This is a genomic window from Arthrobacter sp. BC5, from assembly GCF_056680255.1.
Genome location: NZ_CM155273.1, coordinates 1,784,070 through 1,809,322, shown reverse-complemented (window position 1 = coordinate 1,809,322; position 25,253 = coordinate 1,784,070). Strand labels below are relative to the sequence as shown.

Annotated in this window: 25 protein-coding genes; 9 read left to right on the top strand and 16 right to left on the bottom strand. The window is 70.0% G+C overall.

The window, feature by feature from the left end; translation table 11 throughout:
* Nucleotides 1-56: 56 nt before the first annotated feature.
* The 3 genes from AC1MFI_RS08360 to AC1MFI_RS08350 form a co-directional block, all read right to left on the bottom strand.
* The gene (locus AC1MFI_RS08360) at nt 57-2,117 is read right to left on the bottom strand and encodes a PhoX family protein (RefSeq protein WP_479820698.1); all 2,061 of its coding nucleotides are present in this window, start codon (nt 2,115-2,117) and stop codon (nt 57-59) included.
* A 134-nt stretch (nt 2,118-2,251) separates the two neighbouring features.
* Complete coding sequence (locus AC1MFI_RS08355; RefSeq protein ID WP_479820697.1) at nt 2,252-3,055, bottom strand: gamma-glutamyl-gamma-aminobutyrate hydrolase family protein; 804 nt, start codon at nt 3,053-3,055, stop codon at nt 2,252-2,254.
* Nucleotides 3,056-3,185: 130 nt separating this feature from the next.
* Entirely contained in the window at nt 3,186-4,226 is a 1,041-nt protein-coding gene (locus tag AC1MFI_RS08350) for an o-succinylbenzoate synthase (protein WP_479820696.1), read from the bottom strand.
* Nucleotides 4,227-4,310: 84 nt separating this feature from the next.
* On the opposite strand from AC1MFI_RS08350, the gene AC1MFI_RS08345 reads away from it, so the two are divergent.
* From AC1MFI_RS08345 to AC1MFI_RS08335, 3 genes are all read left to right on the top strand, one after another.
* A complete protein-coding gene (locus AC1MFI_RS08345) occupies nt 4,311-5,228 on the top strand; it encodes a phosphatase PAP2 family protein (protein WP_479820695.1) in 918 nt (305 codons plus the stop codon).
* A 105-nt stretch (nt 5,229-5,333) separates the two neighbouring features.
* Complete coding sequence (locus AC1MFI_RS08340; RefSeq protein ID WP_479820693.1) at nt 5,334-6,482, top strand: zinc-dependent alcohol dehydrogenase; 1,149 nt, start codon at nt 5,334-5,336, stop codon at nt 6,480-6,482.
* Nucleotides 6,483-6,491: 9 nt separating this feature from the next.
* Nucleotides 6,492-7,085: a hypothetical protein gene (locus AC1MFI_RS08335; RefSeq protein WP_479820692.1), complete on the top strand. Its 594-nt coding sequence runs from the start codon at nt 6,492-6,494 to the stop codon at nt 7,083-7,085.
* A 91-nt stretch (nt 7,086-7,176) separates the two neighbouring features.
* On the opposite strand, the gene AC1MFI_RS08330 is transcribed toward AC1MFI_RS08335, so the two are convergent.
* The 5 genes from AC1MFI_RS08330 to AC1MFI_RS08310 form a co-directional block, all read right to left on the bottom strand.
* Nucleotides 7,177-8,415, bottom strand: a complete 1,239-nt coding sequence (locus AC1MFI_RS08330) for an MFS transporter (protein WP_479820691.1) — start codon at nt 8,413-8,415, stop codon at nt 7,177-7,179.
* A 138-nt stretch (nt 8,416-8,553) separates the two neighbouring features.
* On the bottom strand, nt 8,554-8,850 hold the full coding sequence (locus AC1MFI_RS08325; protein WP_479820690.1) for a hypothetical protein: 297 nt from the start codon (nt 8,848-8,850) through the stop codon (nt 8,554-8,556).
* A gap of 155 nt (nt 8,851-9,005) precedes the next feature.
* Entirely contained in the window at nt 9,006-9,386 is a 381-nt protein-coding gene (gene crcB / locus AC1MFI_RS08320) for a fluoride efflux transporter CrcB (protein WP_479820689.1), read from the bottom strand.
* On the bottom strand, nt 9,383-9,871 hold the full coding sequence (locus tag AC1MFI_RS08315; protein WP_479820688.1) for a fluoride efflux transporter FluC: 489 nt from the start codon (nt 9,869-9,871) through the stop codon (nt 9,383-9,385). Before AC1MFI_RS08315 ends, crcB begins: the two co-directional genes overlap by 4 nt.
* Nucleotides 9,864-10,610 carry a dienelactone hydrolase family protein gene (locus AC1MFI_RS08310; protein WP_479820687.1) on the bottom strand — a complete coding sequence of 249 codons (747 nt, stop codon included), beginning with the start codon at nt 10,608-10,610 and terminating at the stop codon, nt 9,864-9,866. Before AC1MFI_RS08310 ends, AC1MFI_RS08315 begins: the two co-directional genes overlap by 8 nt.
* 113 nt (nt 10,611-10,723) lie before the next feature.
* On the opposite strand from AC1MFI_RS08310, the gene AC1MFI_RS08305 reads away from it, so the two are divergent.
* The 4 genes from AC1MFI_RS08305 (at nt 10,724) to AC1MFI_RS08290 (ending at nt 13,546) form a co-directional block, all read left to right on the top strand.
* Nucleotides 10,724-11,260: a GNAT family N-acetyltransferase gene (locus tag AC1MFI_RS08305; RefSeq protein WP_479820686.1), complete on the top strand. Its 537-nt coding sequence runs from the start codon at nt 10,724-10,726 to the stop codon at nt 11,258-11,260.
* 59 nt (nt 11,261-11,319) lie between these two features.
* Entirely contained in the window at nt 11,320-11,622 is a 303-nt protein-coding gene (locus AC1MFI_RS08300; RefSeq protein ID WP_479820685.1) for a hypothetical protein, read from the top strand.
* A gap of 69 nt (nt 11,623-11,691) precedes the next feature.
* Nucleotides 11,692-12,711: an NAD-dependent epimerase/dehydratase family protein gene (locus tag AC1MFI_RS08295; protein ID WP_479820684.1), complete on the top strand. Its 1,020-nt coding sequence runs from the start codon at nt 11,692-11,694 to the stop codon at nt 12,709-12,711.
* 220 nt (nt 12,712-12,931) lie between these two features.
* Complete coding sequence (locus tag AC1MFI_RS08290) at nt 12,932-13,546, top strand: nucleoside/nucleotide kinase family protein (protein WP_479820683.1); 615 nt, start codon at nt 12,932-12,934, stop codon at nt 13,544-13,546.
* A gap of 113 nt (nt 13,547-13,659) precedes the next feature.
* On the opposite strand, the gene AC1MFI_RS08285 is transcribed toward AC1MFI_RS08290, so the two are convergent.
* The 6 genes from AC1MFI_RS08285 to AC1MFI_RS08260 all read right to left on the bottom strand — a co-directional run bounded on the left by AC1MFI_RS08285 (nt 13,660) and on the right by AC1MFI_RS08260 (nt 20,764).
* A complete protein-coding gene (locus AC1MFI_RS08285) occupies nt 13,660-14,568 on the bottom strand; it encodes an aldose 1-epimerase family protein (RefSeq protein WP_479820682.1) in 909 nt (302 codons plus the stop codon).
* The gene (gene arfA, locus AC1MFI_RS08280; protein ID WP_479820681.1) at nt 14,565-16,076 is read right to left on the bottom strand and encodes an arabinosylfuranosidase ArfA; all 1,512 of its coding nucleotides are present in this window, start codon (nt 16,074-16,076) and stop codon (nt 14,565-14,567) included. The genes AC1MFI_RS08285 and arfA overlap by 4 nt, the downstream gene beginning before the upstream one ends.
* 48 nt (nt 16,077-16,124) lie before the next feature.
* The gene (locus AC1MFI_RS08275; protein WP_479820679.1) at nt 16,125-17,051 is read right to left on the bottom strand and encodes a carbohydrate ABC transporter permease; all 927 of its coding nucleotides are present in this window, start codon (nt 17,049-17,051) and stop codon (nt 16,125-16,127) included.
* Nucleotides 17,052-17,054: 3 nt separating this feature from the next.
* On the bottom strand, nt 17,055-18,005 hold the full coding sequence (locus AC1MFI_RS08270; RefSeq protein ID WP_479820677.1) for a carbohydrate ABC transporter permease: 951 nt from the start codon (nt 18,003-18,005) through the stop codon (nt 17,055-17,057).
* Nucleotides 18,006-18,108: 103 nt separating this feature from the next.
* Nucleotides 18,109-19,461, bottom strand: a complete 1,353-nt coding sequence (locus tag AC1MFI_RS08265; RefSeq protein WP_479820675.1) for an ABC transporter substrate-binding protein — start codon at nt 19,459-19,461, stop codon at nt 18,109-18,111.
* A gap of 286 nt (nt 19,462-19,747) precedes the next feature.
* Entirely contained in the window at nt 19,748-20,764 is a 1,017-nt protein-coding gene (locus tag AC1MFI_RS08260; protein ID WP_479820673.1) for a LacI family DNA-binding transcriptional regulator, read from the bottom strand.
* A 144-nt stretch (nt 20,765-20,908) separates the two neighbouring features.
* Between AC1MFI_RS08260 and AC1MFI_RS08255 the strand changes: the two genes are divergently transcribed.
* Entirely contained in the window at nt 20,909-22,183 is a 1,275-nt protein-coding gene (locus AC1MFI_RS08255; RefSeq protein ID WP_479820671.1) for an FAD-binding protein, read from the top strand.
* Nucleotides 22,184-22,212: 29 nt separating this feature from the next.
* Here the strand turns inward: AC1MFI_RS08255 and AC1MFI_RS08250 are convergent, their stop codons facing one another.
* Entirely contained in the window at nt 22,213-23,076 is an 864-nt protein-coding gene (locus AC1MFI_RS08250) for an MBL fold metallo-hydrolase (protein ID WP_479820670.1), read from the bottom strand.
* A 74-nt stretch (nt 23,077-23,150) separates the two neighbouring features.
* Nucleotides 23,151-23,777: a membrane protein YczE gene (yczE, locus tag AC1MFI_RS08245; RefSeq protein WP_479820669.1), complete on the bottom strand. Its 627-nt coding sequence runs from the start codon at nt 23,775-23,777 to the stop codon at nt 23,151-23,153.
* A gap of 50 nt (nt 23,778-23,827) precedes the next feature.
* Here yczE and yczR point away from each other — a divergent pair, with 50 nt between their 5' ends.
* The gene (yczR, locus tag AC1MFI_RS08240; protein WP_479820668.1) at nt 23,828-25,252 is read left to right on the top strand and encodes a MocR-like transcription factor YczR; all 1,425 of its coding nucleotides are present in this window, start codon (nt 23,828-23,830) and stop codon (nt 25,250-25,252) included.
* Nucleotide 25,253: the final 1 nt, after the last annotated feature.

Here is a 25,253-nt window from a genome sequence, read left to right as displayed (position 1 = left end):
TGCGTCGAGGGGTGGACAGCGCTGCCGTCCTCGCCCCGTGGGGTGCTCCCCGGAATCTAGGCGCGGTAGACCTGGACCACCGATGGGCGCGGAAGGGCGGCCGCACCGTTCGCGGGCACGGTGCCGGCCGGCACGTAGTCGGGGAAGTAGGAGGTCTGGGCCGCCCAGCTCCCGTCCTCGCCGGGGTGCTGCACGGCGACGAACACGGTGCCGTCCTGGTCGTGGATGACCGGACCGCACGTCTCGGCGTCCCGCGGCACCGCGAGGAACTGCTGCACGCGGCCGCGCTCGGTGCCCTCCAGGCCCACCTTGAACAGGCCGTCGTTGAAGCCCACCGTGCTGGGCTGGCCGTCGGTGGAGATCCACAGGTTGCCCTGGGAGTCGAAGGCCACGTTGTCGGGGCAGGAGATCGGCGAGACCTTGTCCTTCGGGTAGCCGCCGAAGTAGGTGGCCTGGTTGCGGGCCGGATCGCCGCAGACCAGGAGCAGGTTCCAGGTGAACCGGGTCCCGGACGCGTTGCCGCCCGCCTCGGTCAGCTCCACGATGTGGCCGTCGCGGTTCTGCGTGCGCGGATTCGCCTCGTCCGCGGGGGCATTCGAGCCGACGCCGCGGTTGGTGTTGTTGGTGCAGGCGACATAGACCTTGCCCGTGGCCGGGTTGGGCTCCACGTCCTCGCAGCGGTCCATCTTCGTGGCGCCCATCTTGTCGGCGGCGAGGCGCGTGAAGACGGCGACCTCGGCGGCCGTCATGCCGGCCACGACGGACTGGTTGTCGATGAGCAGCGGGAGCCACTCGCCGACGCCGTCGAACGCGCCGTCGGAGGGCAGCGTGCCGGTGCCGTTGATCTCGGCCACGGAGTTGCCCTGGAAGCGCGCGACGTAGAGCGAACCCTCACTCAGCAGCGTCATGTTGGCCTTGCGCGCAGCGGCGCTCGTGCCGGGCTGCACGGTGTTCTTCGAGACGAACTTGTACAGGTAGTCGAAGCGCTCGTCGTCGCCCATGTACGCCACGACGCGGCCGTCGGAGGCCACGGTGACGTTGGCTCCCTCGTGCTTGAAGCGTCCGAGCGCGGAGTGCTTCTTCGGAGTGGAGGTCGGATCGAAGGGATCGACCTCGACGATGTAGCCGAAGCGGTGCTTCTCGTTCTCGTAGCCGGCGTTCCGTGTGTCGAAGCGCGGCTCGTCGATCTCCCAGCCACGTGCGGTCGGGCGGTTCGTGATGCCGTAGCGGCGGTCGCCGTCGCTGGTGCCGGTGGCCACGAAGTAGCCGTTGAAGTTCTCCTCGCCGGAGAGGATGGTGCCCCAGGGCGTGGTGCCGCCGGCGCAGTTGCCGAGGGTGCCGAGGATGCTGCGACCCGCGGGGTCGTCCTTGGTCTTGAGCAGGTCGGAGCCCGCGGCGGGGCCTGTCACCTCGTACGGAGTGGTGGTCAGGTAGCGGCGGTTCAGCGGGGCGCCCTGCACGTAGGACCACGGCTTGTTCTTGTTCTTGCGCTCGAGTTCGACGACGGACAGTCCGTGGGCTGCCTTGCCGATGCCGCGCACCTCGGCGGCGGGCGTGGTCGGCGGGACCATGATGGTCTCGTTCGTGTACTCGTGGTTGGCGAAGAGCACCGCGCGGCGGCCCTTGCTGCCCTCGACCTCGAGGACGTCGGTGTAGTCGCAGTTGTACCCGAACTGCAGCGACTGCGCGGCGGCGGTCTGGTGCTCGGCGTCGAACGCGGGAGAGGTGCTGAACAGCGGATCGCCCCAGCGGATGACGGGCTTCCAGCCGTAGCCCTGCGGCACCGTCATGTCGTCGACCAGAGCATCGACGGGCGCGATGGGGTCGAACGGCAGGTTGCTCTTCAGGTAGCCCTTGCCGGGCGGCGGTGCGGCCTGGGCCGAGCCGGCTCCGGTCTGCATGCCGACGAGGAGCGTCAGCGCACCCGCAGCACCGGCGCCGAGAGCGCTGCGGCGCGAGAACTCACTCGAGACGATGTCCCGGAAGTAGTTGTTGGCGGATGTGTTGCAGACGGCGTCGGAACACGCATTGTCACACTTGAGTGCGCAGGTGACGGCACTGCGCTTCCCCTTGGTGTGGCCGAGCATGGGCAGCAGGCGGCGCGTGGTTTCAGTCATGGGGGTGATACCTCTTCCAGGGATGAACGGTGTCCGCCCCCACCCTGTCGAGGGCACCTGAACATCCATGGTGCGAGACGGTGAACTCCGGGTGAACGGCGCCCGAACAGGCCCTCCCCGCCGGATCGGGCTCCTCAGCCGGCCGGCAGGCTCATCGCCCGGAGGTTTCCTTCCAGGTGCAGTGGGCGGGTCCGGCCCAGCTGCCGTTCCCGGGCGGCCTGCACGAAGGCGTCGAACAGCGCAGTCTCGGTGGGGCTCTGCTCGGGGTGCCACTGGACGCCGATGCAGAAGCGGTTCTGCGGCAGTTCGATGGCCTCGACGATGCCGTCACTGCTCCAGGCCGAAGCCTGCAGCCCGAGCCCCAGCCTGTCCACGGCCTGGTGGTGGGAGACCGGGACGGCGTCGAGGTGAGTCGCCCCCATCAGCTGCGCCACCTGGGAGCCCGGCCGGAGATCCACCGGGATCGGGTTGAACCGGTGCTCGCCGAGCTGGTACACCGTCGTGCCGCCGAGATCGGGCAGGTGCTGGTGCAGCGATCCGCCGAGCGCCACGTTCAGCATCTGCTCACCACGGCAGATACCGAGCAGTGGCAGGTCCGTCCGGACGGCCTCACGGACCACGGCGTGGTCCCACGCGTCCCTCAGCCGGTGCGGATGGTCCGTCTCCCCGTGGGGCTCTGCGCCGTACCGCGACGGGTCGACGTCCCACCCGCCGACCACGATCACGCCGTCGAGCCTCGGCAGCAACTCCTCGACGACTCCGCCGTCGGTCCCCTGCGGCGGGAGCAGCACCGGGATGGCACCGGCGGCGAGGACGGGCGCGAGGTAGTTCTGGGGCAGGAAGGCCGCCTCGACGGTGCCGCATCCCGCCGTTCCGGCAGGATCGAGGTAGGACGTCAGCCCGACGACGGGGCGCGGCAGGGAATCCGAAGATGTCAAGGTTCTGTTCCTCTCACAAAGACCATTGACAATTAAATCTAGCCCGCGAGTGTTGAGCCCGTATTTCAGGGGTGTGATGTTCCCGTGTCGTTCTTCCCCGAGCGGCTCTCGAGCCTCCGGCCCGACGCTCCTAGCCGAGGGCGTCCCGCTGCGCCCCGGACAGGACGGCGTGCGCCCGGCCCAGGCGTTCCAGCCACCACTGCCTCCGCTCGGGCGGGGCGGCGAAACGGTGCAGCTTCTCCTCGGAGACCTCCACGTCCCGCACCGCGACCGCACCGTCACGCGGCATGAGCGGGGCATCGGTGACGTCACCGGCCATGAGGGAGACCGTTGCGAGCCCGCACGCGTAGGGCAGCTCCGGCAGGGCGGCGGCGAGAGCCACCCCGGCACGGATGCCGACGGAGGTGTCCAGGGCGGAGCTGACGACGGCGGGGAGGCCGGCGCTGCCGATGATCTCCAGCGCCCGCCGCACGCCCCCGAGCGGAGGAGCCTTGATGACGAGGACGTCCGCGGCATCCTCCCGCGCGACCTTGAGCGGATCCTCCTGGCGCCGCACGCTCTCGTCCGCGGCCACGAGGACGTGCGACCCGCGTCGGCGCAGTTCGAGCCGCACGGTGCGCAGCCCGGGGATGTCCGCCACCGGCTGCTCCACGTACTGCAGGCCGAAGCGCTCCAGAGCGTCGAGGGCGTCGAGGGCCTGGCCGACGCCCCATCCGCCGTTGGCGTCGACCTTGATCCCCGCGTCGGGCAGGAGGCGCCGTACCTCGGCGACCCGCGCGACGTCGTCGGCCAGTTCCTGCCCCTTCTCGGCGACCTTCACCTTGACCGCTCCCACGGCTCCGAAGCGCGCCAGCACGCCCTCCACCGCCCCGGGCCCGACGGCGGGCACCGTCGCGTTCACGGGGACGCAGGCGCGTACCGGGTCGGGGAACCCGTACCAGGCCGCCTCGACGGCGGATGCGAGCCAGGGTGCCGACTCGGCGTCGTCGTACTCCAGGAACGGGCAGAACTCGCCCCAGCCGGCCGGGCCACGGACCAGCAGGGCCTCCCGCTCGAGGACGCCGCGGAACATCACGCGCATGGGCACCGAGACCACGCGCGCCGATGCGGTCAACTCCACGAGGGAGGGCAGTGGCAGCGGATCCGGCGGGGTCGGAGGTCGAGTGTGCACAACCTCAGGCTACGGGAGCAGCAGGGCTGCCCGGATGCCGCGGCCGGCTACGGGACTCCGCGAATGGTGTGGAACGATTGGGGCGTGACGTCGCAGCGAACCTCCACCGGACCGGCGCGGGCAGCACGCTCGCCGCTGCTGTTCGTGCTGGCAGCGGTGGCCTGCGCGACGGCTCTCGGCTGGACCTACTGGGCGTTCGTGAGGACCACCACGGGCCAGTTCGCCGACGAATCGGCCTGGCGCGAGGCCGGCGTGGCAGCACCGGACACGCAGCTGCCGTTCCTGCGCTTCCTCGACACGCTGCCCACCATCTCGGTGATCGTGGCGGCAGCGGCCATCCTCTTCGTCGCCGTCCGGCGCCGACGGTATGCCGCGGCACTCATCGCGGTGGCCGTGATCGTCGCCTCCAACCTCACCACGCAGCTCCTCAAGAACGTCGTGTTCGACCGGCCGGATCGCGGTGTCGCGACGCTCGACTTCAATTCATTACCGTCCGGGCATACAACGCTCGCGGCATCCGCAGCCGCCGCCGTCTTCGTGATCATGGCGCCGCGGTGGCGCCCCTTCGCCGCAGCGGCGGGCGGTGCGTACTCCGTCCTCGCAGGGGCCGCGACGTTCATCAACCTGTGGCACCGACCGGCGGACGTCGTCGCGGCCCTCCTGGTCGTGGGGACCTGGACCCTCCTCGGCGGGCTCATCATCATGCGGACCGGCGACCAGTGGAACAACTGGCGGGGCTTCGGTGCGCACTGGGCCTCCTCACGCGGGTGGCTGGTGCTGTGCTGGGTGCTGGGACTCGGCTGCCTGGCCCTGTCCGGTGTGCTCTACGCCTCCGTGCAGGCCATCGGCCCGGCTCCGGAACCGGGGTCCGCGAACGTGCCCCTGTTCTTCTGGTGGGGCCTGGCCTGGGTCGTCGGGGTCGGGTTCACGCTCGCGGCAGCGGCAGGCTGGCTCTTCGCGGCGCAGGCCCGCCGGACGGCGGACCACGCGCACCGGCCGTAACACCCCGGGGGCTCCTCTGCACGCCCTTTCCGCGCACCGCCCGGCCGTTGATGTGCCGGTGCGGCGGTGCGACGCTGGCCGGACCAGCGACGAAAGAGGCAGCCGATGAGAGCCATGGTGTACCGCGGTCCCTACAAGATCCGGGTCGAGGAAAAGCCGATGCCGAAGATCGAACACCCGAACGACGCCATCATCCGGGTGACGACCGCCGCGATCTGCGGCTCCGACCTGCACCTCTACCACGGGCTGATGCCGGACACCCGGGTGGGCCACACGTTCGGCCACGAGTTCATCGGCGTCGTCGAGGAGGTGGGTCCCTCCGTCCGGAACCTCCAGCGGGGCGACCGCGTCATGGTGCCCTTCAACGTCTACTGCGGCTCCTGCTACTACTGCGCCCGCGGCCTGTACTCCAACTGCCACAACGTCAACCCGAACGCGACGGCGGTCGGCGGTATCTACGGCTACTCCCACACCACCGGCGGGTACGACGGCGGCCAGGCAGAGTTCGTGCGCGTGCCCTTCGCCGACGTCGGGCCCACGATCATCCCCGAATGGATGGACAGCGAGGATGCGGTACTGCTCACCGACGCCCTGGCCACGGGCTACTTCGGAGCGCAGCTCGGCGACATCGGTGAGGGCGACACCGTGGTGGTGTTCGGGGCGGGGCCGGTAGGGCTCTACGCCGCGAAGTCGGCCTGGCTCATGGGCGCCGGGAGGGTGATCGTCATCGACCACCTCGAGTACCGGCTCGAGAAGGCACGGGTGTTCGCGCACGCCGAGACCTTCAACTTCGCGGAGTACGACGACATCGTGGTGGAGATGAAGCGGACCACGGACTACCTCGGAGCCGACGTCGTGATCGACGCGGTCGGGGCGGAGGCGGACGGCAATTTCCTCCAGCACGTGACGGGAACCAAGCTGAAGCTGCAGGGGGGGTCCCCCATCGCCCTCAACTGGGCCATCGATTCCGCGCGCAAGGGCGGCACGATCTCCGTGGTCGGGGCCTACGGGCCCATCTTCAATGCCGTGAAGTTCGGGGATGCGCTCAACAAGGGACTGACGCTGCGCATGAACCAGACCCCGGTCAAACGGCAGTGGCCCCGATTGTTCGAGCACATCCGCAACGGCTACCTCAAGCCCAACGACATCGTGACCCACCGGATACCGCTCGAGGACATCGCCGAGGGGTACCACATGTTCTCGGCGAAGCTCGACAACTGCATCAAGACGCTGATCATCGCGAACCCCAGCTAGGAGACCTGCATGCCGTCATCTATGCCGCCAACGCCATATGTCGCGGACAAGCCCCGGGACATCCCGACCGCGGAGGCCCTCCGTGCCCGGATTCCGGGGTGGGGGGTGGACCTCGACCCGAAGGACCGCCCTTCCGTCCCACGGGAGGTCTTCGACCCCGGGAGCACGGGGGCGCACTGGGACTACCCCGAGGAGCAGCAGGGCAGGGAGGGCCTGGAGCGGTCCATCGAGCACGGGCAGCTGACCCCGGTCTTCGGCACCAGTGCGCCGCTGCACGGAGTTTCCGGGAGCATCCGCAGGTATGCCTACCGCTACGGGGAGGGCCGCGCGGCGCACTGGCTCATCCTGATCGTCGCCGACCGCGTGGACGCCTGGGGTGGGCACCTGAGGTCGTTCGCGTCCCTCCGGCCGGACAATCCCATCACCGAGACCGGCGTGCTGTCCGAAGGGCGCAGGCACGGCATCGCGTCCAGGCTGGGCAGGAGGCGCGTCGACGTGAACCACCAGTGGCTGGACCCGATCGTCGTCGGCGGACCGTGGGTGGCGGCGACCGCGGGGGCGGCGCTGGCGGCCCGGGCCATCGCCCGCCGGCGGCGGCGCTGAGACCCGGTCCGACGTCGTCGCGCCGCGGCGCCGGGAGGCTGCTCGGCGGGCGCTGTGGGGACGACGCCGGCCTCATGCGGGGTGCCACGCGTCAACCGCGCACCGCAGCCGGCTGTGCGGACCCCGGTGCGGCGCGCGGGATCCAGTACCAGAGGACGGCCGCGCCGAGGAACCCGAGGACGGCCGTCGCCCAGATTCCGGCGGACAGCGTGGCCAGGGCCGTCACGAGTGCGAGCAGCGCCGGCCCGCCCATGTTCCCGGCATCGGTGAGCAGGCGCCAGATCCCCAGGAACTGCGGCCTCCCGGGGGACGGCGACAGGTCGGCCCCGAGCGTCATCACGATTCCCGACCCGATGCCGTTGCCGAAGCCGATGAGCAGGGCGACCAGGAGCAGGCCCGTCGCGTCCCCCGCGAGCGGCAGCAGGGCGAGGGCCGTGCCCATGATCAGCATGCACGGCACGGCGATCCAGCGGCGGCCCCTGGTATCCATGACCTTCCCGGCCGGGTAGAAGATCAGCATGTCGATGGCCCCGGACAGGCCGTAGATCAGGGCGGTAGCCGAGGCATCCAGCCCGATGCTCTCGGCCCACAGGGGCAGCACGGCCTGGCGCGTGGCGCGCACCGCGGCGATCAGCAGCACGCCGATGCCGACGGTGATGAAGATGCGGGTATGGCTGCGCAGGACCGAGCGCAGCGTCGGCGCCGGTGGTGGAGCCAGTGCGGCACCGAGGGGCGACGTCGCTGCGGACCTGCCCCGGCCGGAGGCCTCCAGCTCGGGAACGCGCCAGCTGAGGGCTGCCGCGGCGAGGCTCGCGACGCCGCCGACCCAGTATGCGCCGTCGAGGCCCAGCCGGCTCATGGCGAGGGCGGCTGCGAAGGGGCCCGCGAAGACACCGATCCTCGTGACGCCGCCGAGCGTGGACAGCGCCCGGGCCCGGAAGTACGGCGGTACCGCCTCGGTGAGGTAGCTCTGCCGTGCCAGCCCGAATACGGCCCCCGCCATGCCGACCATGAAGACCGCGGCGGCGAAGACCGGGAGGGTCGGGGCCGCGAGTGCCAGGAACATCGCCGCAGCGCACCAGATCGCCGCCCCCACGAGGGCCTTCCGCTCGCCGAGACGCGTGGCGATCAGGGTGGCCGGCACGTTGGTGACGAGCGAGCCGATCCCGGAGAGCGTGATGACCAGGGCCGCGGTCGCCACGTCTGCGCCGAGGTCCCGGGCGGTGAGGGCGATGACGGGCAGGATGGCACCGGTTGCGACCCCGTAGAGCAGCGACGGACCGTAGGCTCCGACGGCGATCGCACGGAGGTCGAAAGTTTCCCTGGGCACTCGTCCACCCTAGTCCGAGGGGATGCGCCCCGGCGGAGTGCTGCGGTGGAGACCTCCACGGCGGGTGAACAAGCCTCGCCCTCGATCCCGAGCGGATCGGTGCAGCAGGACGGCCCGAACGTCGCCCGGTGCGAGGAGCTACTCCCCGCCGCCGTCTCCTCCGCCACTGCCGCAGTCGACGTACCCTAACGGATCGGCCTGCTGCCCGCCGTCCGCGACTCCCGCGAATGTCTGTCCCGAATCACCCGCGCGCAGCGAGGCGATCGTCGTGTAGTCCGGCGCACCGCCGTCGTGTTCCCGGGCCGCACCGTCGGCCGGGTCCAGGGGCACTCCGGGAGACGATCCACCGGGCACGTGGGCTATCCGGTCCGCGCCTGCTGCGTCGTCCACCAGGAGCAGCCGCAGCGGCACCTCGACGTCCTCATCCATCGCCATGGGATCCTCCTCGACCACTCGCGGCGCCTGTGCGCCGTCCCTGGACTGATCGTCCCCCTTCCCCGGCTGCTGTCAAGAGGCGGGGTACGCTGCCGGACGGGCTCGGTGACCGGCGCCGCCCTGCGCCGTGGAAGAGGCTCCGGCACAGGGAAGGTCTAGGCCAGCAGCAGTCCGGCCGCGAGGCCGAGTCCCGCCGCGGCCAGTGCCGCCACGGCGGTTCCGGCGCCCGACAGCAGCGCTGCCCGCATGCGGCCCGCCTGGAGCAGGCGCACGGTCTCGCTGCTCGCCGTGCTGAACGTGGTGTAGCCACCGAGGAAGCCCGTTCCGCCGAGCAGTGTCCACGTGGGCGGGAGTGCTGCGGCGAGGACGAGCCCGGTCAGGAGCCCGAGCAGCAGGGATCCGCTGACGTTGATGGCCATCGTGCCCACCGGGACCTGCCCGCGGGCGCGTGAGCGGATGATCCCGTCGAGCAGGAAGCGCGCCACCGACCCGAGCCCACCGGCGATCCCGAGCACCAGCACGGCGCCCACGCTCACGGAACGGCTCCCGGCGCAGCCGGCGGCGGGCGCCGGATGCGGCCTCCGACCACGATGCCCGCGGCGGTGGCAGCCAGCCCCATCAGCACGGAGCCCGCGAGGTAGGCCACGCCTTCGGCCGTGCGTCCAGCACCGAGGAGGAGCGCGGAGTCGACGGCGAGCGCGCTGTAGGTGGTGAAGCCGCCGAGGAACCCCGTGCCCAGGAAGAGGCGCAGGGCCCGACGTCGGCCCTCGTCCGGGCCCCGCCGCGCGAGTGCGTCGAGGAGGAGGCCGAGGGCGAAGGCGCCCGCGAGGTTGATGGAAAGGATTCCGAGCGGAAGGCCCGCGGGAGTCGGGAGCGCCTCCGCCAGGCCGAAGCGGGCCAGGGTTCCCGCCATTCCGCCCAGGAAGACGAGGCCGAGGTACGCGGGGCGGAGGTGAGGCGGCCCCCCATCGCGCGCAGCGAGCCCGTTCGGGCGACGCCGTGGGGTGCTCGGATCAGCCAACGTGCAGCGCGAGGAAGTCCAGGGTCAGCTTCCACGCGTCCTCGGCCGGGCCCGGCCGGTAGGCGAAGCGGTTCGAATCGTTGAAGAAGGCATGCCCTGCGTCCGGGTACACCGTGGCGGTGAAATCCGCGCCGGCATCCGCCATCGCCGCTTCGAGCGCTGGAAGGCCCGTGATCAGGCCCTCGTCGTCCTGTCCGTAGAAGGCGAGGACGGGCGCGGTGATGCGGGCGAGTTCCTCGTGGCCGAAGTCGGCATGGCCGTAGAACGGGATGCAGGCCCGAAGGCGCGGCTCGTGCACGGCGAGGGAGAAGCTGTAGGACCCTCCGAAGCAGAACCCGGTGACGCCCACCCGTCCTGCGACCTCCGCGTCGTCGTGCAGGAACCCGAAGCAGGCCCTGACCCGCTCCGTGGTCAGGGCTGCGAACCCCGGGTCCCGCAGCGGCGCCAGGAGCGCCCTGAGCTTCGGCTGGGCCTCGTTGCGCGCTTCGGCGTCCGGTCCCGCGAGGGCCTCCCCGATGCCGGCCGTGTTCTCCTCCGTGATGCCCTGGTCACCGAGGAGGTCGGGCGCGACGACGACGTAGCCTTCGCGGGCGAAACGGTCCGCGACGTCGCGTGTGTGGCCGACGAGCCCCCAGACCTCGTGGATGAGGACGAGCCCGCCCCTGACCGGCCCGTCGGACCGCGCCACGTAGGCGGGGAGCGGGCCGACGTCGGTCGGGAGGTCCTGCAATGAGCTCATGCGCCTAGGCTTGCACGCTTCGCGATGCTGCGCCAACCGCCTGCCCGGTCGTCCGCGATGATCGTCCGGAAGATGCCGCTGCCTGCTTCTGCCGCCTCGACTACAGTTGCCGGGTGTCCGCACCCACCCTGCCATCCGGAGCCCGGCTGCGTCTGCTCGCACCGGGGGATTCCGCCGACCTCGCCCGGGCGTATCGGGAGAACCGCGGGCACCTCGCTCCCTGGGAACCCCTGCGCGACGACGCCTTCTTCACTGCGGAGGGCCAGGCGGAGCAGGTGTCCCGAAGGCTGGAAGGCATGGCATCGGGCACCGACGTGCCCTGGGTGCTGGAGTATGAGGACCGGATCGTCGGCACGATCACGCTGAGCGGGATCGTCCGAGGGCCCTTCCTCAGCGCCCATGTCGGGTACTGGGTGGATTCACGCCTGCAGGGCCGGGGCGTCTGCTCGGCGGCGCTCCAGGTGGTGCTGGCGTACGCCCGGGACGAGCTCGGACTGCACCGGGTTCAGGCGTCCGTCATGCCCGGCAATGCGGCGTCGACGGCGGTCCTCCACAGGGCGGGCTTCGCCCTCATCGGCACCGCGCCGTCGTATCTTCGCATCGCCGGGTCCTGGCGGGACCACCTGCTCTACCAGCGCCTCCTCCACTGATCGCGGTACGGGGAGTACTATCGGTGCCACCACCCTCAGTCAACGACGACGGACGTGTGATGAACACCAGGTTCCTTGTTCCACTCGGCATGCTCAGTACCTCCCTCGGGATCCTCGCACTCTTCGCCGGGGCCCGGGACTACCCCCTCCTCCTGATAGCCGCCGGCGGCATCGTCCTCGCGCGATCCTGCTTCCACCCGGGCCGATGCCCGCGGGCGTCGCAGCCCGCCACCGACAGCGGACAGGCCGGTTTCTCGATGCCTCCGGTGGGCACCTGCCCTCCCGAGAGGTTGCGCGAGGCGCGCGACCTCGCTGCGCGCGTCGTGGAGTCGTCGAACGCCGCCCGGCGGGACCGGCCGTGACGTGACCGCTGCCCGACGCGTCGGCTTGCTCTCTTCCGCCACCCGCGCACGTCCTGTTGAGTGGGCGGTATGAGACGCATCCTGATCCTCGGCGGCACCGCGTGGCTCGGCCGTGAACTCGCCACCCAGCTCCTGGAGGGTGGTGACGCCGTCACGTGCCTCGCCCGCGGCACCGCAGGCCCGCCTCCACCCGGCGTCTCGTTCGTCGCCGCGGACCGTGCCCGTCCGGGAGCCTACGATGCCGTCCGGGACACGGACTGGGACGAGGTCATCGAGGTCTCGTGGGACCTCGGGCACGTCACCGGGGCACTCGATGCCCTCGGCGCACGGGCCGAGCACTGGACGCTGATCTCCTCCTGCTCCGTCTACGCCTCGAACGCCGGATGCGGGGCGGACGAGTCGGCCGCGCTGGTGGACCCGCGCGACGACGCCGACGGGGACTACGCAGCGGCCAAGGTGTCGTGTGAGCGGGCATCGGCGGCGGTGCTCGGTGATCGCCTGCTCATCGTCCGTGCCGGCCTGATCGGCGGGCCGGGCGACGGCAGCGACCGCTTCGGCTACTGGGTGGCGCGCTGCGCGCTCGCGCAGGACGAGGACGTTCTCGCGCCCACCCTCGCGGACCGGTACGTGCAGGTGATCGACGTGCGTGATCTCGCGGCATGGACCATCAGGGCCGGCCGGGCCGGTGTCACGGGGGCGATCAACGCCGTCGGGGACGTGCACACCTTCGAGGACCTGCTCGCCCGGGCGCGCTCGGCCGCCGGCCACACCGGGGCCGTCGTCGAGGCCGCACCGGGATGGCTGGTGGACCAGGGCGTCGCCTGTTGGGCGGGCCCGCGCTCCCTGCCGCTCTGGCTTCCGGAGGACTTCAGCGGTTTCAGCCGTCGCAGCAACGCCGCGTTCCACGCTGCGGGCGGCGTGCTCCGGAGCCTGCGTGACACCCTCACCGACACGCTGGACGACGAACGCGCACGCGGCCTCGACCGGGAGCGACGGTCCGGGTTGACCCGGGCGGAGGAACGCGAACTCCTCGCGACGCTCGCGGACCGATCAGCGGACCGATCAGTGAACCATCAGCGCCGTCCCTGACGTGGGCGAGCGGTGACCACTCGGTGGCACCTCGGACGAGCAAGCCCGCCGGCAGCGAGGGCGCCGACGATCGTGTCCGCCATGCCTGTCCCCTCCTCATCGGCGGCCGGTGCGCCCCTACCGCCGGCACCACGGTTCGGCGTCGATCACCGGCGCTCGAGGACTCCGGGCTCCGCGCGGGGTACCGGACACACCGGGAACGGCCCCGGCACGGCTCCCGTTGAACACCAGGACCACGTTCTCGAAAGGCACACCCCTGCGCATCCTCCTGACAGGTATCGACGGCTCCGGCAAGAGCACGGCCGCCCTCGGCCTCACCCGCGCCATCACGGAGCGCGGAGGCCGCGCGGTCATGCTCAGGACCCCCGCGGGGCGCAGGACCATGGCCGGCTGGTGGGCGGCTCTCGGATGGACGCCCGGCCCGAGGCTGCAGGACGCCCTCGAGACAGGCGCGCGGGTGTTCAACGCGCTCCTCAACGAACTGCGGCTGCGCCGGTTCGACGGCATCGTCGTCCTGGATCGAGGACTCGTCTGCCAACTCGCGCTGCGTGAGGCGCGCGGCCTGCCGCGCGGGATCCTCCTGCCCTGGCTGCAGGGGGTCCTTCCCGCTCCCGACGTCGTCCTGCACTTCGAACTACCCGTCGACGTCGCCCTCCGACGCGTCGCTGCACGCGGCACCGACGCCGAGACCGGGTCGGGTCTCGCGGCACTGGCGTCCGGCTACCGGAAGCTCCCTGAGTACGCGTCCTTCACGCTCATCGACGCCGACCGCTCCGCCGACGCGATCGTGGAGGACCTGCTCGCCGTCGCGTGCGGCCAAACGGCCGCGCCGTGAATTCGTCGACCACTCGGGCGGACGGCAAAGACCCCCGGTAGAGCGATCGGGTGGCCATGTCTGTCCGCTCGACGCCGGGAGACCCCCTGCCGCCGACGCGACGCGTGGCGGAGCTACAGGGCCGAGATCGTCCAGCCGGTCCGGTGCGTCTCCCCCGGCTCGAGGACCACGAGGTCCTCACCGGTGTTGAAGGCGTCGGGCGGGCAGGTCATGGGTTCGACGGCGAGGCCGAGCCTGGTGCTCTCGGGTTTCTTCGGCAGGTCGGCCGTGTGGATCTGCACCCAGGGGCAGGTCTCGTCCCACACCATGGCGGCACCGGTGCCGGAGGCCGGATCCGTGACCCGCACCGCGGCCCGCCCGGAATCGTCGCGGGCGAGGCCCGTGAAGGCATGGTCGATCCGGACGTCGCCCAGCGCACGGGCGGCCCGGAAGTCGAAGGCCGTACCCACCACGGGTTCCTTGGTGACCGGCAGCAGGCGGTCGGGGGTGACGGTCAGGACGGTCGAGGCGGGGAGCTCGAGCACCCACTCGTCGAGCGGCGACGGACCGGCGACGAGGTACGGGTGGGGGCAGACGCCGTAGGGCGCCCGCCGCGATCCCGTGTTCAGGGCGGTGACGTCCGTCCGGAAGCCCTCCGCACCGACACTGAAGCGTGCATGCAGCGCCACCGTGAAGGGGTACGCCTCCGTCGGCTCGATGGTGCAACCCAGCACCACTGCGGACACCGTGTGCTCCACGAGTGTCCAGGGGAGGTCGAACACGAGCCCGTGGAGGGCCGTGCCGCGCTCGGGCTCGTTGATCGGCAGTTCGTACGAGGAGCCGTCGAACGAGTAGCGTCCGTCCGCGATGCGATTGGGCCACGGAGCGACGAAGGCTCCCCGGAAGTTCGGCATCTCCTCGTCGGCTCCGAAGCCGACCACGAGGGGCCGCCCTTCGTGGGTGAGTTCGCGGACGGCGGCTCCGAGACCGAGGACGACGGCCGTGTAGCCGCCGCCCTCGATCCTGTATTCGGGCTGGTTCATGCGAGGGATACGGCCGTCCAGGACACGGGGGGAAGCGTGATGGTGACGGCGCCGCCGTCGAGCTTCGCTGAGGTGTTGGTCTTCATGGTCACGCGCTCGGGCTCCTCGAGGGTGTTCTTGGCATACACGTCCGTATCGTACAGCGACTCGGCGGTCACGGTGCTGAACCCGTCGAGCGCGGCGATGTCGATGGTCACGGTCGTCTCCTCGGTCTGCGAGCGGTTGACGAGGAACACCGCGGTGGCGCCCGTCTCGTCGTCGTGCGTGGCCACGGCGTCCACGAGCGGCACGACGCCGTACTCGCCGGTCTCGTACGTGCCGGCGTCGAGCTTGAGCTCGAGCACCGAACCCTGCGCCAGCTTCGACGTGATGGAGAACGGGAAGAACGTGGTCTGGCGCCAGGCAGGTCCACCCGGCTCCGTCATGATCGGGGCGATCACGTTGACGAGCTGCGCCAGCGACGCCGAGGTGACGCGGTCGGCGTGCTTGAGCAGCGAGATCATCAGGTTGCCGAACACGACGGCGTCGGCCACCGAGTAGCAGTCCTCGAGCAGGCGCGGGGCCACGGGCCAGTTGTCGAGGCCCTCGATCTTGTCCACGTTCTCGAAGCGGCTGATGTACCAGACGTTCCACTCGTCGAAGGAGATGTTGATGGTCTTCGAGCTGCCGCGGACGGCCTTCACGTGGTCGGCAGTGGCGACGACGGATTCGATGAAGTGGTCCATGTCGACCGCCGATGCGAGGAAGGAGCCGAGGTCCCCGTTCTTCTCCTCGTAGTACGCGTGGCAGGAGATGTAGTCGACGACGTCGTACGTGTGCGAGAGCACCACGCGCTCCCACTCGCCGAAGGTCGGCATGTGGGCGCTGGAGGAGCCGCAGGCCACGAGCTCGATGGAGGGATCCAGCTGGCGCATGGCGCGGGCCGTGATGGCCGCGAGCTTGCCGTAGTCCTCGGCGGAGCGGTGGCCGAGCTGCCACGGGCCGTCCATCTCGTTGCCCAGGCACCAGATCTTGACGTCGAACGGGTCGGGACGACCGTTGGCCATGCGCTGGTCGGCGAGTGCGGTGCCCTTGGGCAGGTTCGAGTACTCGAGGAGGTCGAGTGCCTCGGACGTCCCCCGTGTGCCGAGGTTCACGGCCAGCATCAGGTCGCTGTCCACCTTCTGCAGCCAGGACGCGAACTCGTGCATGCCCACCTGGTTGGTCTCCGTGGAGTGCCAGGCGAGGTCGAGTCGCGTGGGGCGCTCCTCACGCGGCCCTATGCTGTCCTCCCACCGGAAGCCGGAGACGAAGTTCCCCCCGGGGTAGCGGATGGTCGAGACGCCCATCTCCTTGACGAGCTCGATGACGTCCTGGCGGAAGCCCTCGTCGTCCGCGGTCGCGTGGCCGGGCTCGTGGATGCCGTCGTAGACATGGCGGCCGAGGTGTTCGACGAAACCGCCGAAGATGTTGCGGTTGATCCGCCCGACCGTGAAGGAGGGGTCGAGTGTGAGGCGTGCGTTCTGCATCGAACTGCTTTCTGTTCGGGGTGGCGTGCGGTCGGGACGGGATGCGGGCTACTTGAGCGAGCCCAGCGACAGCCCGCCCTGCCAGTACTTCTGGAGGGAGAGGAACGCGATGATCAGCGGGATGATCGAGATGAAGGCGCCCGTGGTGATGAGGTTCCACAGCGCCTCGCCGCCGCTGCCGGCGTTGGAGAGGGCCTGCCAGCCGTTGAGGCCCACCGTGACGGGGAGCAGCAGCGGGTCGCTGAGGACGGCGAGCGGGAGGAAGAAGTTGTTCCAGGTCCCGACGACGGACAGCAGGAGCACCGTCACGATGGCCGGGCGCAGGAGCGGCAGGGCGATCTGGAAGAACGTCCGGATCTCCCCGGCGCCGTCGATCCGTGCTGCGTCGAGGAGTTCGTCCGGCACGGCCTCCTGGGCGAAGACCCTCATGAGGTACACGCCGAACGGGCTCAGCAGCGAGGGCAGGATGACGGCCCAGATGGTGTTGACGAGCCCGACCGAGCTCAGGAGGACGAAGGTCGGGATGACGAGCGCCGTCAGCGGCACCATGACCGCTCCGAGCAGGATGCCGAAGAAGGCGGCCCGTCCGCGGAAGTTGTACTTGGCGAAGCCGTAGCCGGCGAGGACCGCCAGGATGGTGGCGCCGACGCCGCCGGAGATGGCATAGAGGAACGAGTTGCCGAGCCAGCGCCAGTAGATGCCGTCCTGGCGCTCGAACAGGCCCTGCAGGTTGCTGAAGAAGTGGAATTCGTCGTCGAACCAGAGCGGTCCGCCTGATCCACCGAACAGTCCCGCGGTGTCCTTGGTGCTCGCGACCGTCAGCCACCAGAGGGGGGTGATGAAGTAGATCACGAGGATCAGCAGGAAGATGTGGGAGCCGATGCGGGGGCCGCCGTTGCGGGCCCGGTTCCGTGATGCGGAGCCGCGGCCCTTCCGGCCGTCCTGCCGCTGTGGGGTGTCTGTGACGAGTGCCATGGCTTATTTCAGTCCGCTCTGCTTGCGGGTCAGGAAGAGGAAGATGAAGGAGAAGACGAACACGACGATGCCGAGGGCGAACGAGATGGCAGAGGCGTAGTTGAACTGGCTGTAGGAGAACGCCAGCGTGAACGCATACATGTTCGGCGTGTACGAGACCGGGATGGCTCCCTGCGCCACCCCTCTCAGGACCTGCGGTTCGGTGAAGAACTGGAGGGTGCCGATCAGGGCGAAGATGACCACCATGACCAGGGAGGAGGAGATCATCGGGACCTTGATGCGCAGGGCGATCTGCCGGTCGGAGGCGCCATCGAGCACGGCCGCTTCGTAGATCCCGGGGTCGATGCCCCTCAGGGCGGCGTAGATGATGATCATGTAGTAGCCGGCCCACTGCCAGGTGACGATGTTCACGAGGCTGCCGAAGATGTTGTCCTGTGCGAGGAATTCCGGTGCCGCCAGTCCGAAGATGCCGAAGATGGTACTGGCCGGACCGAACCGCGGGCTGTAGAGGAAGCCCCACATCAGGGCGCCGATGACCACGGGTACCGCGTAGGGGATGAAGATCATCAGGCGTGAGAACTTGGAGGCCCAGGTGGCCAGGTTGTCGAGGACGAGGGCCGCGACGAGGGCCACGAGCATCTGCGCCGGGATCATGATCAGGGCGAACTTCGCCACGGTGCCGAGGCCCTGGAGGAAGATCGGGTCGGAGAACGCCTTGAGGTAGTTGTCCGCCCCGACGAACTTGTTGCCGGTCGCGAGGGTGCTGGTGAACAGGCTCATCCGGAAGGCGTAGACCAGCGGAAGGATGAGGAACGTCAGGAAGATGAGGGCGAAGGGCGCCACGAAGAGCCATCCCCAGCGCTGCTTGCGCCGGTAGTTCCTGTCCGGGCGGTGCTTGACCTGGTGGGCTGCCTCGGCGGGGTGTGACGACGTCGGCGCGGTGGTCGTGGCCATGGTGGTCTTTCCTCGAGCTGTGGGACGGATGTGCGGTGGACGGACGCCACCGGGGGCGGAGGGAAGGTGCCCGCCACGCAGGCGGGCACCTTCCGACGGCGGCCTACTTCAGGGTGAAGCCCTGCTCGGTCGCGTACTTCTCGAGCGATACCTGGAGGTCGTCGAGCGCCTGGCCGGCATCCTTCTCGCCCTGCACCATCGCGTAGAGCTGCTCGGTGAGCTGGTCGTAGGCGTAGTTCTGGAACGGGCTGAAGGTCGCACCCTCGTAGCCTGCGGCGGCGTCGAGGAACACGTCCTTGTTGATCTGCTGTCCGCCGAAGAACTCGTATGCCTTGTCGGCGAACTCCGGGGAGTCGAGGACCGGGGCGTAGGACGGGAAGAGTGCTCCCTTGTCGACACCGAGGTTCATGCCCTCCTCGTTGCCGAAGATGCCCATGGCGACCTTCGCTGCGAGCTCCTTGTCCTTCGCCTGTTCCGTCACGGCGAAGGTGGAGCCGCCCCAGTTCACCTGGACGGGATTGGTTGCGTCCCACTGCGGCAGCGGCGCCGCACGCCAGACGGCGGTCGGATCGGCGTCGGACAGTCCCTGCAGGTAGCCGGGGCCCCAGGCCGCGGCGAGGTAGACGGCGTAGGAACCGTCGACGAGCTTGGTGTTGTAGTCGGCCGTGAAGGCGTCGTCGGTCGCGACCAGGCCGTCCTTCACGAGGCCGTCCCAGTACTCGAGGACCTTCTTCGCGCCCTCGTCGTTGACCTTGATGCCGATCTCCTGCGGGTTCGCCGAGTCGTACTCGAACGGTACGGAGCCGGCCTGGGCGAAGAGCGCCTGGTTGAAGGCACGGCCGTTGGTCGGGAAGTCGCCGATGACCGCGCCGCTGCCGGACTCCTTCAGCTGACGGGCCGCTGCCTCGAACTCCTCCCAGGTGGTCGGAACCTGGATGCCTGCGGCATCGAAGAGGTCCTGGCGGTAGAGCATGCCCATGGGCCCGCCGTCGACCGGGATGGCGTAGACGGCGTCACCGCTGCTCGCGTCCTCCCAGGCGCCCTCGGCGTAGTCCGCCTTGACGTCGTTGGCGCCGAACTCCGTGAGGTCCACGAGCGAGTCGCGGATCGTGAAGCTGGAGAGGACCTCCGATTCGAGCTGGATGACGTCGGGAGCGCCGGAACCGGACTCGATCGACGTCGAGAACTTCGTGTACTCGTCATTGCCCTGGCCCGCGTTGGTCCAGCAGATCTGGACGTCGTCATTGGCGTTGTTGAACTGGTCGACGACCTCGTTGAACGCCGGGTACCAGGCCCAGACCGTCACCTGGGGCGCTTCGGCGTTGACGATGGTGTTGGTGCAGGAGGCCGCTTCCGAGCCGCCTCCCCCGTCGCTTCCGCTTCCCCCGGAGCAGCCGGTCAGTGCTACGGCAGTGGCGGCGACGATGCCTGCCGATGCCAGAAACTTGGCTTTCATATCTCTTGCTTCCTCTCGCGGTGGTACTCCACCGTGGTCCGCCCCGGAGGGCGGCCGGTCCAGGTGCTGCAGGGAGGAGGATCGCCGGGGCACAGGTGCTGCGCCCGCTCGAATCTTCCTTGATCCGGGTCCGCCCTCCTGCAGTCCACCTCGCTGGGAGAGGGGTTCCGCAAGAGCCGGTTCCGTCGTTTACATCGTTGTAGGTAAACGATGTAGAAAGAAGCATGCAGAGTGAACCGGGTCACTGTCAAGCAGCTGAGCGAAAATTTCGGTCGCGGTCGGAGCACTAGTCCGGGAGAGCGGAGGATTCGCGTTCGATCACGTGGAAACGCGCCTCGATCTCGCGTGGCGGGACGACGCCCTCCCGCGCCGAGATGCGCTCCTGCAGGACACGCACGGCGGTGTCGGCGATCTCGTCCCGACCAGGATCGATGGTCGAGAGCGTGGGCAGGGAGTACCTGCCCTCGTCGAGATCGTCGAAGCCGATGACGGCGACGTCGTCGGGTATCCGGAGCCCCGCCTCCTGCAGCACGCGCATGGCCCCGAGGGCCAGCGTGTCGTTCAGACCGAACACCGCGTCGAATTCGACCCCGGACTCGAGCAGTTGCCGCATCGAGGTGGCACCGTTCGAGCGATGCCACAGGGTCGTATAGCCCAGCAGCTTCGGGTCGAACGGCACGCCGGCCTCCGCGAGGGCCTGCCGGTACCCCCGCAGGCGGAGTCCGGCAGAGCCGATCACCTCGCCCTCGTGCGCACCGACGACGGCGATGCGTCGCCGCCCTTTCGACAGCAGGTGTGCCGTGGCGGCCTGCGCCGACTCGACATTGCTCATGGTCACGTGGTCGGTGGGGCCCCCGAAGATCCGTTCGCCGAGGAGGACGAGCGGGAAGTTCACGTTCAGGTGGTGTGCGTCCTCGTTCGACATGCCGAGGGGGCTGAACAGCAGACCGTCGGTCATCTGGAGCCGCGGGCTGGAGAGGATCTCGAGCTCGTGGGCGCGATCCCCTCCGGTCTGCTCGATGAGGACCTTGAGGCCGCGCCGCTCGGCGGCCTTGATGATCGAGTCCGCCAGCTCGGCGAAGTAGCTGAGCGAGAGCTCGGGGACCGCGAGCCCGATCACGCCCGTCCTGCCCGAGCGCAGGCTGCGCGCCGAGAGGTTGGGGCTGTAGCCGAGTTCGGAGATGGCCTCCATGACGCGCTGCTTGGTGTCCGCGCGGATGTGCTGGTAGTCGTTGATGACGTTGGAGACGGTCTTGATCGAGACGCCGGCCGCCAGCGCAACATCCTTCAGTGTCGCTGCCATTCCGCTCCCTCGATCCAGCCGTGATGCCCGATACCTCACGCGTGAGGAGAGTCTACAACGTTGTAGGATGGGCGGGCACCCTGTGCGGGCGTGGTGCTGCAGCACCTGTCCCATCGTCGCGATACCGGTTAGACAAGGACCACCATGATCGAGGAACAGGTACGGGACAGGCTCAACTGGGCGGGCAATTACGAGTATCGCGCCCGGACGATCGAGCACCCCACGTCTCTCGCGGACCTGCAGCGCGCAGTGGCCGGAGCCACGCGCGTCAGTCCGCTCGGCTCGCGCCACTCCTTCAACGACATCGCCGACAGCCCCGGGACCCTGGTGTCCCTGGACGTGCTCGATCCCGGCGTCGAGATCGATGAGGCCGCGCTCACGGTGACGGTCGGCGCCGGCGTTCGGTACGGCATCCTCGCCCAGCACCTCCAGCGCCGCGGCTTCGCGCTCCACAACCTGGCGTCCCTCCCGCACATCTCGATCGGCGGGGCCATCGCCACCGCCACCCACGGCTCGGGGAACGCGAACGGCAACCTCGCCACCGCCGTCGTCGGCATGGAACTCGTCACGGCATCGGGCGACGTCCTGACCGTGGCCACGGGCGACGAAGGCTTCGACGGCATGGTGGTGGGCCTGGGTGCACTCGGCGTCGTACACCGCGTGACCCTGCGCATCGAGCCCTCCTTCGACGTGCGCCAGGACGTGTTCACCGATGTGCCGTGGGACGGGGTGCTCGCTGACTACGACGCCGCGACCTCCTCCGCCTACAGCGTCAGCCTCTTCACCGACTGGTCCGGCGACAGCATCGGACAGGCCTGGCTCAAGAGCCGCATCGACAGCCCCACCGCCGCACCGGGCGAGTTCTACGGGGGAACACCCGCTGACCGCGCCTACCACCCGGTGCCGGGTGTAGCCGCGGATCACTGCACGCAGCAGCTCGGCGTGCCGGGGCCGTGGTCGGATCGCCTCGCGCACTTCCGTCTCGCCTTCACCCCCAGCAATGGGGAGGAACTGCAGACCGAGTACCTCGTGGGCCGCGAGCACGCCGTCGAGGCCATCGAGGCGATGCGCGCCCTCGCGCCGCGGATCACCCCCCTGCTGCAGGTCTCCGAGGTGCGTTCGATGGCTGCCGACGAGCTCTGGCTCAGCAGCAACTACCAGCGCCCCGGCATCGGCCTGCACTTCACCTGGAAGCCGCTGCAGCAGGAGGTCGAGGCGCTCCTGCCCGAACTCGAGGCGGCACTCCTGCCCCTGGGCGCCCGGCCGCACTGGGGAAAGGTGTTCATGGCGGACGCCGCGCAGCTCGCACCGCTCTACCCCCGCTTCGAGGACTTCCGGGCACTGGCCGGGCGCATGGATCCCGAGGGCAAGTTCCGCAACGCCTTCCTCGAGCGCACGGTCTTCGGCGCGTCGGCCTAGCCGGGAACACGCCGAGCGGGCGAGCCCCGCTAGTGCTTGCGCGTGAGCCACTTCCAGTGCGCGAGGGTGCGCAGCCGGATCAGGAGGACCCTCGACTGCTCGGGGCCGTACGGCAGGATGGGGATGGCCTTCGTCATGTCGAGCGATGCCTCGTCCATGGCCAGCCGCGTCACGCGGATGGCGCTGCGCATCTTGTTCATCTGCGTGATGACCTCGGCCACTGCCACCGGCTCCCCGTGGCCCGGCACGAACACCTCGTAGAGGTCCTCGAGCGCCACCATCTTGCCGAGCGTCCGCACCCAGTCGGCGGGGAACGAGTCCTCGAATGCGGGATCGGCCCCCTCCTCCACCACGTCTCCGGTGAACAGGACGTTGCCCACGCCGACCAGGAGGTCGTGGTCGGTGTGGGCCTGGCCGAGGTGGAAGAGCGTGACCGACTGCTCCCCGAGGTCGAGGTCCACAGGCTTGCCCTCGACGAGCCGGGTGGCCGGGAGGATGCTCGTGGAAGTCCCGTCGCCCGCGCCCATGGCCGGCTCCACGGCGGCGACCAGCGCACGCTGCGCCTCGCCGGTCTCCGCCTGCACCTCCCTGCACCGCGCCGTCGCCCAGAACTCCTCCACACCCTGCCCGGCGAAGTAGGCGTTACCGAAGAAGTGGTCTGCATGGGCATGCGTGTTCACGACGATCAGCGGAAGGGCGGTGACGTCCCGGACCTGGGAGTACACCTCTGCGGCACCCAGGGGCCCCGGTCCGGTATCGACGACGAGGGCGCGCTCGGTCCCGACGATCAGCCCGACGTTCGTCCGGAAGCCGGCGGTCCGCAGCACGTAGATGCCCTGTCCGAGCTCACGCCACGGCCCGTGGGTCTCGGCACTGGGGGCGTCGGTCGTCATGGTGTCCTCTCGATGGCGGGACTTCCAGTCTAGGTGCGCAGCCGCGGGACGCCGTGGTGCCCGCGACGGCGTGGTCAGGTACCCGCGGCGACGGCGTCCGGCGCCGCGCGGGGACGCTCGGGAACGAGGAACACGGGCAGCGACACGTTGATCATCGGCCCGATGAGGAGCGCGAACGCCACGGTCCCGAGACCGACCGATCCCCCGAGCAGCCAGCCGAGCAGCAGTACCGTTCCCTCGATGGCCGTGCGCACGAGCCAGATCGGCAGCCCGAAGCGGCTGTGGAGGCCGGTCATCAGGCCGTCGCGGGGGCCCGGCCCGAAGCGTGCGCCGATGTACAGTCCGCTCGCCACGGCCAGGAGGACGAGTCCCCCCGTGAACAGGAGCACGCGCGCCCAGAGCTGGGTCGGCTCGCCCAGGATCGCGAGCCCCACCTCGGCGCTCGGTCCCACGAACAGGACGTTGAGGACCGTGCCGACGCCGGGGCGCTGGCGGAGCGGGATCCAGAGGAGCAGGACGATCCCGCCGATGATGTTGGTCATGAACCCGAACGGGATGCCTGTCTGCAGGGAGCCGCCCTGGCTGAGCACGTCCCACGGCGAGACCCCGAGGGTCGCCCTGATCATCATCGCGAGCGACAGTCCATAGAGGAAGATACCGATGATGAGCTGCAGGCCGCGGCGGGCACCAAGAATCGTCATGCTCCCAGTAGAGCCGCTGATTGGCCTTACATCAAGATGCCAATTATGGCATGGTGGCCTCCATGATGGTCCTCACCGCCCGCCGTCTCGCAACCGATCTCGGAGCCTGGCGCGCCGCGGGGCCCGCCTACGGCGCCCTCGCCGACCGCATCCGGCTGCTCGCCCTCGACGGACGGATTCCCCTGGGGGCCCGCCTGCCGGCCGAGAGGGAGCTCGCGGCACAGCTCGCCGTCAGCCGGACCACGGTGGCCGCGGCCTATGCCCGCCTGCGGTCGGCCGGCTATCTCGAGAGCACACGCGGCTCGGGCAGCGTCGTCGTCATGCCGGGACGCGGTGCGCCGGGGCACGACGGCGGCGGTGACGGTGTCGTCCTGGATCTCAGCACGGCCGCGCTCCCCGCAGCCCCGCAGGTGGGCGAGGCAGCGGCCCGGGCGTCGAGCCAGCTGCCGGCCTACCTCAACGGCAACGGCTACGATCCGCTCGGCCTCCCGCGGCTGCGGCAGGCCCTCGCGGACCGGTACTCGGCGCGGGGCGTGCCCACGGCGCCCGGGCAGATCATGGTCACGCTCGGCGCCCAGCACGCCATCTCGCTGCTCGCACGGACCCTCCTCGGCCGCCAGGACACCGCACTCGTCGAGGCACCCAGCTACCCGCACGCCTACGAGGCCCTCCGCTCGGCCGGGCGCAGCCTCGTCCCCGTGTCCGTGGATGCGCACCGCGGCTGGGACGACGACGGCCTCGAGCAGGCGTTCCGCCGGGCGCGCCCGGCGCTGGCCTACGTCATGCCGGACTTCCACAACCCCACCGGCGCGGTGATGCCCGCCGGGCAGCGCGACCGCCTCATGGCCGCGGCCGGACGCCAGGGCACCGTGGTCATCGCCGACGAGACCATGGCCGAACTGCGCATCGACGGCGTCGCCGAGCTCCCCCTCGCCGCGTACGGGCCGGCCGTGCTCATCGGCTCCATGGGCAAGACCGTCTGGGGCGGGCTGCGCATCGGCTGGATCCGCGCGGACGAGGCCCTGGTCCACCGCCTCGTCCAGTCCCGGTATGCGCAGGACCTGGGAACACCGGTCCTCGAACAACTCATAGCGCTGGAGATGCTCGGGAACTACGACGAGCTGCTGCGGTTCCGGGCGAAGCAGCTGGCCGAAGGCCGCCACACGCTCGAAACCCTCCTCGGGGAGGTGCTGCCGGAGTGGGAGGTACCTCGCGTGTCCGGCGGGCTCTGCACCTGGGCCGACCTGGGTGCGCCGGTGAGCTCGCAACTGGCCCTCGCCGCCCGCGACCGCGGGCTGCTGCTCGGCGCCGGCCCCCGCTTCGGTATCGACGGGGTGTTCGAGAGCTTCCTGCGGGTCCCCTTCAGCTACGCCCCCGAGGACACGCGGCGGGCCGTGGGCATCCTCGCGGCCGCCTGGCGGTCGCTGGACGCCGCGGCACCCCTGCGGGACGACTTCGTGCCGGCGCTCGTGTAGG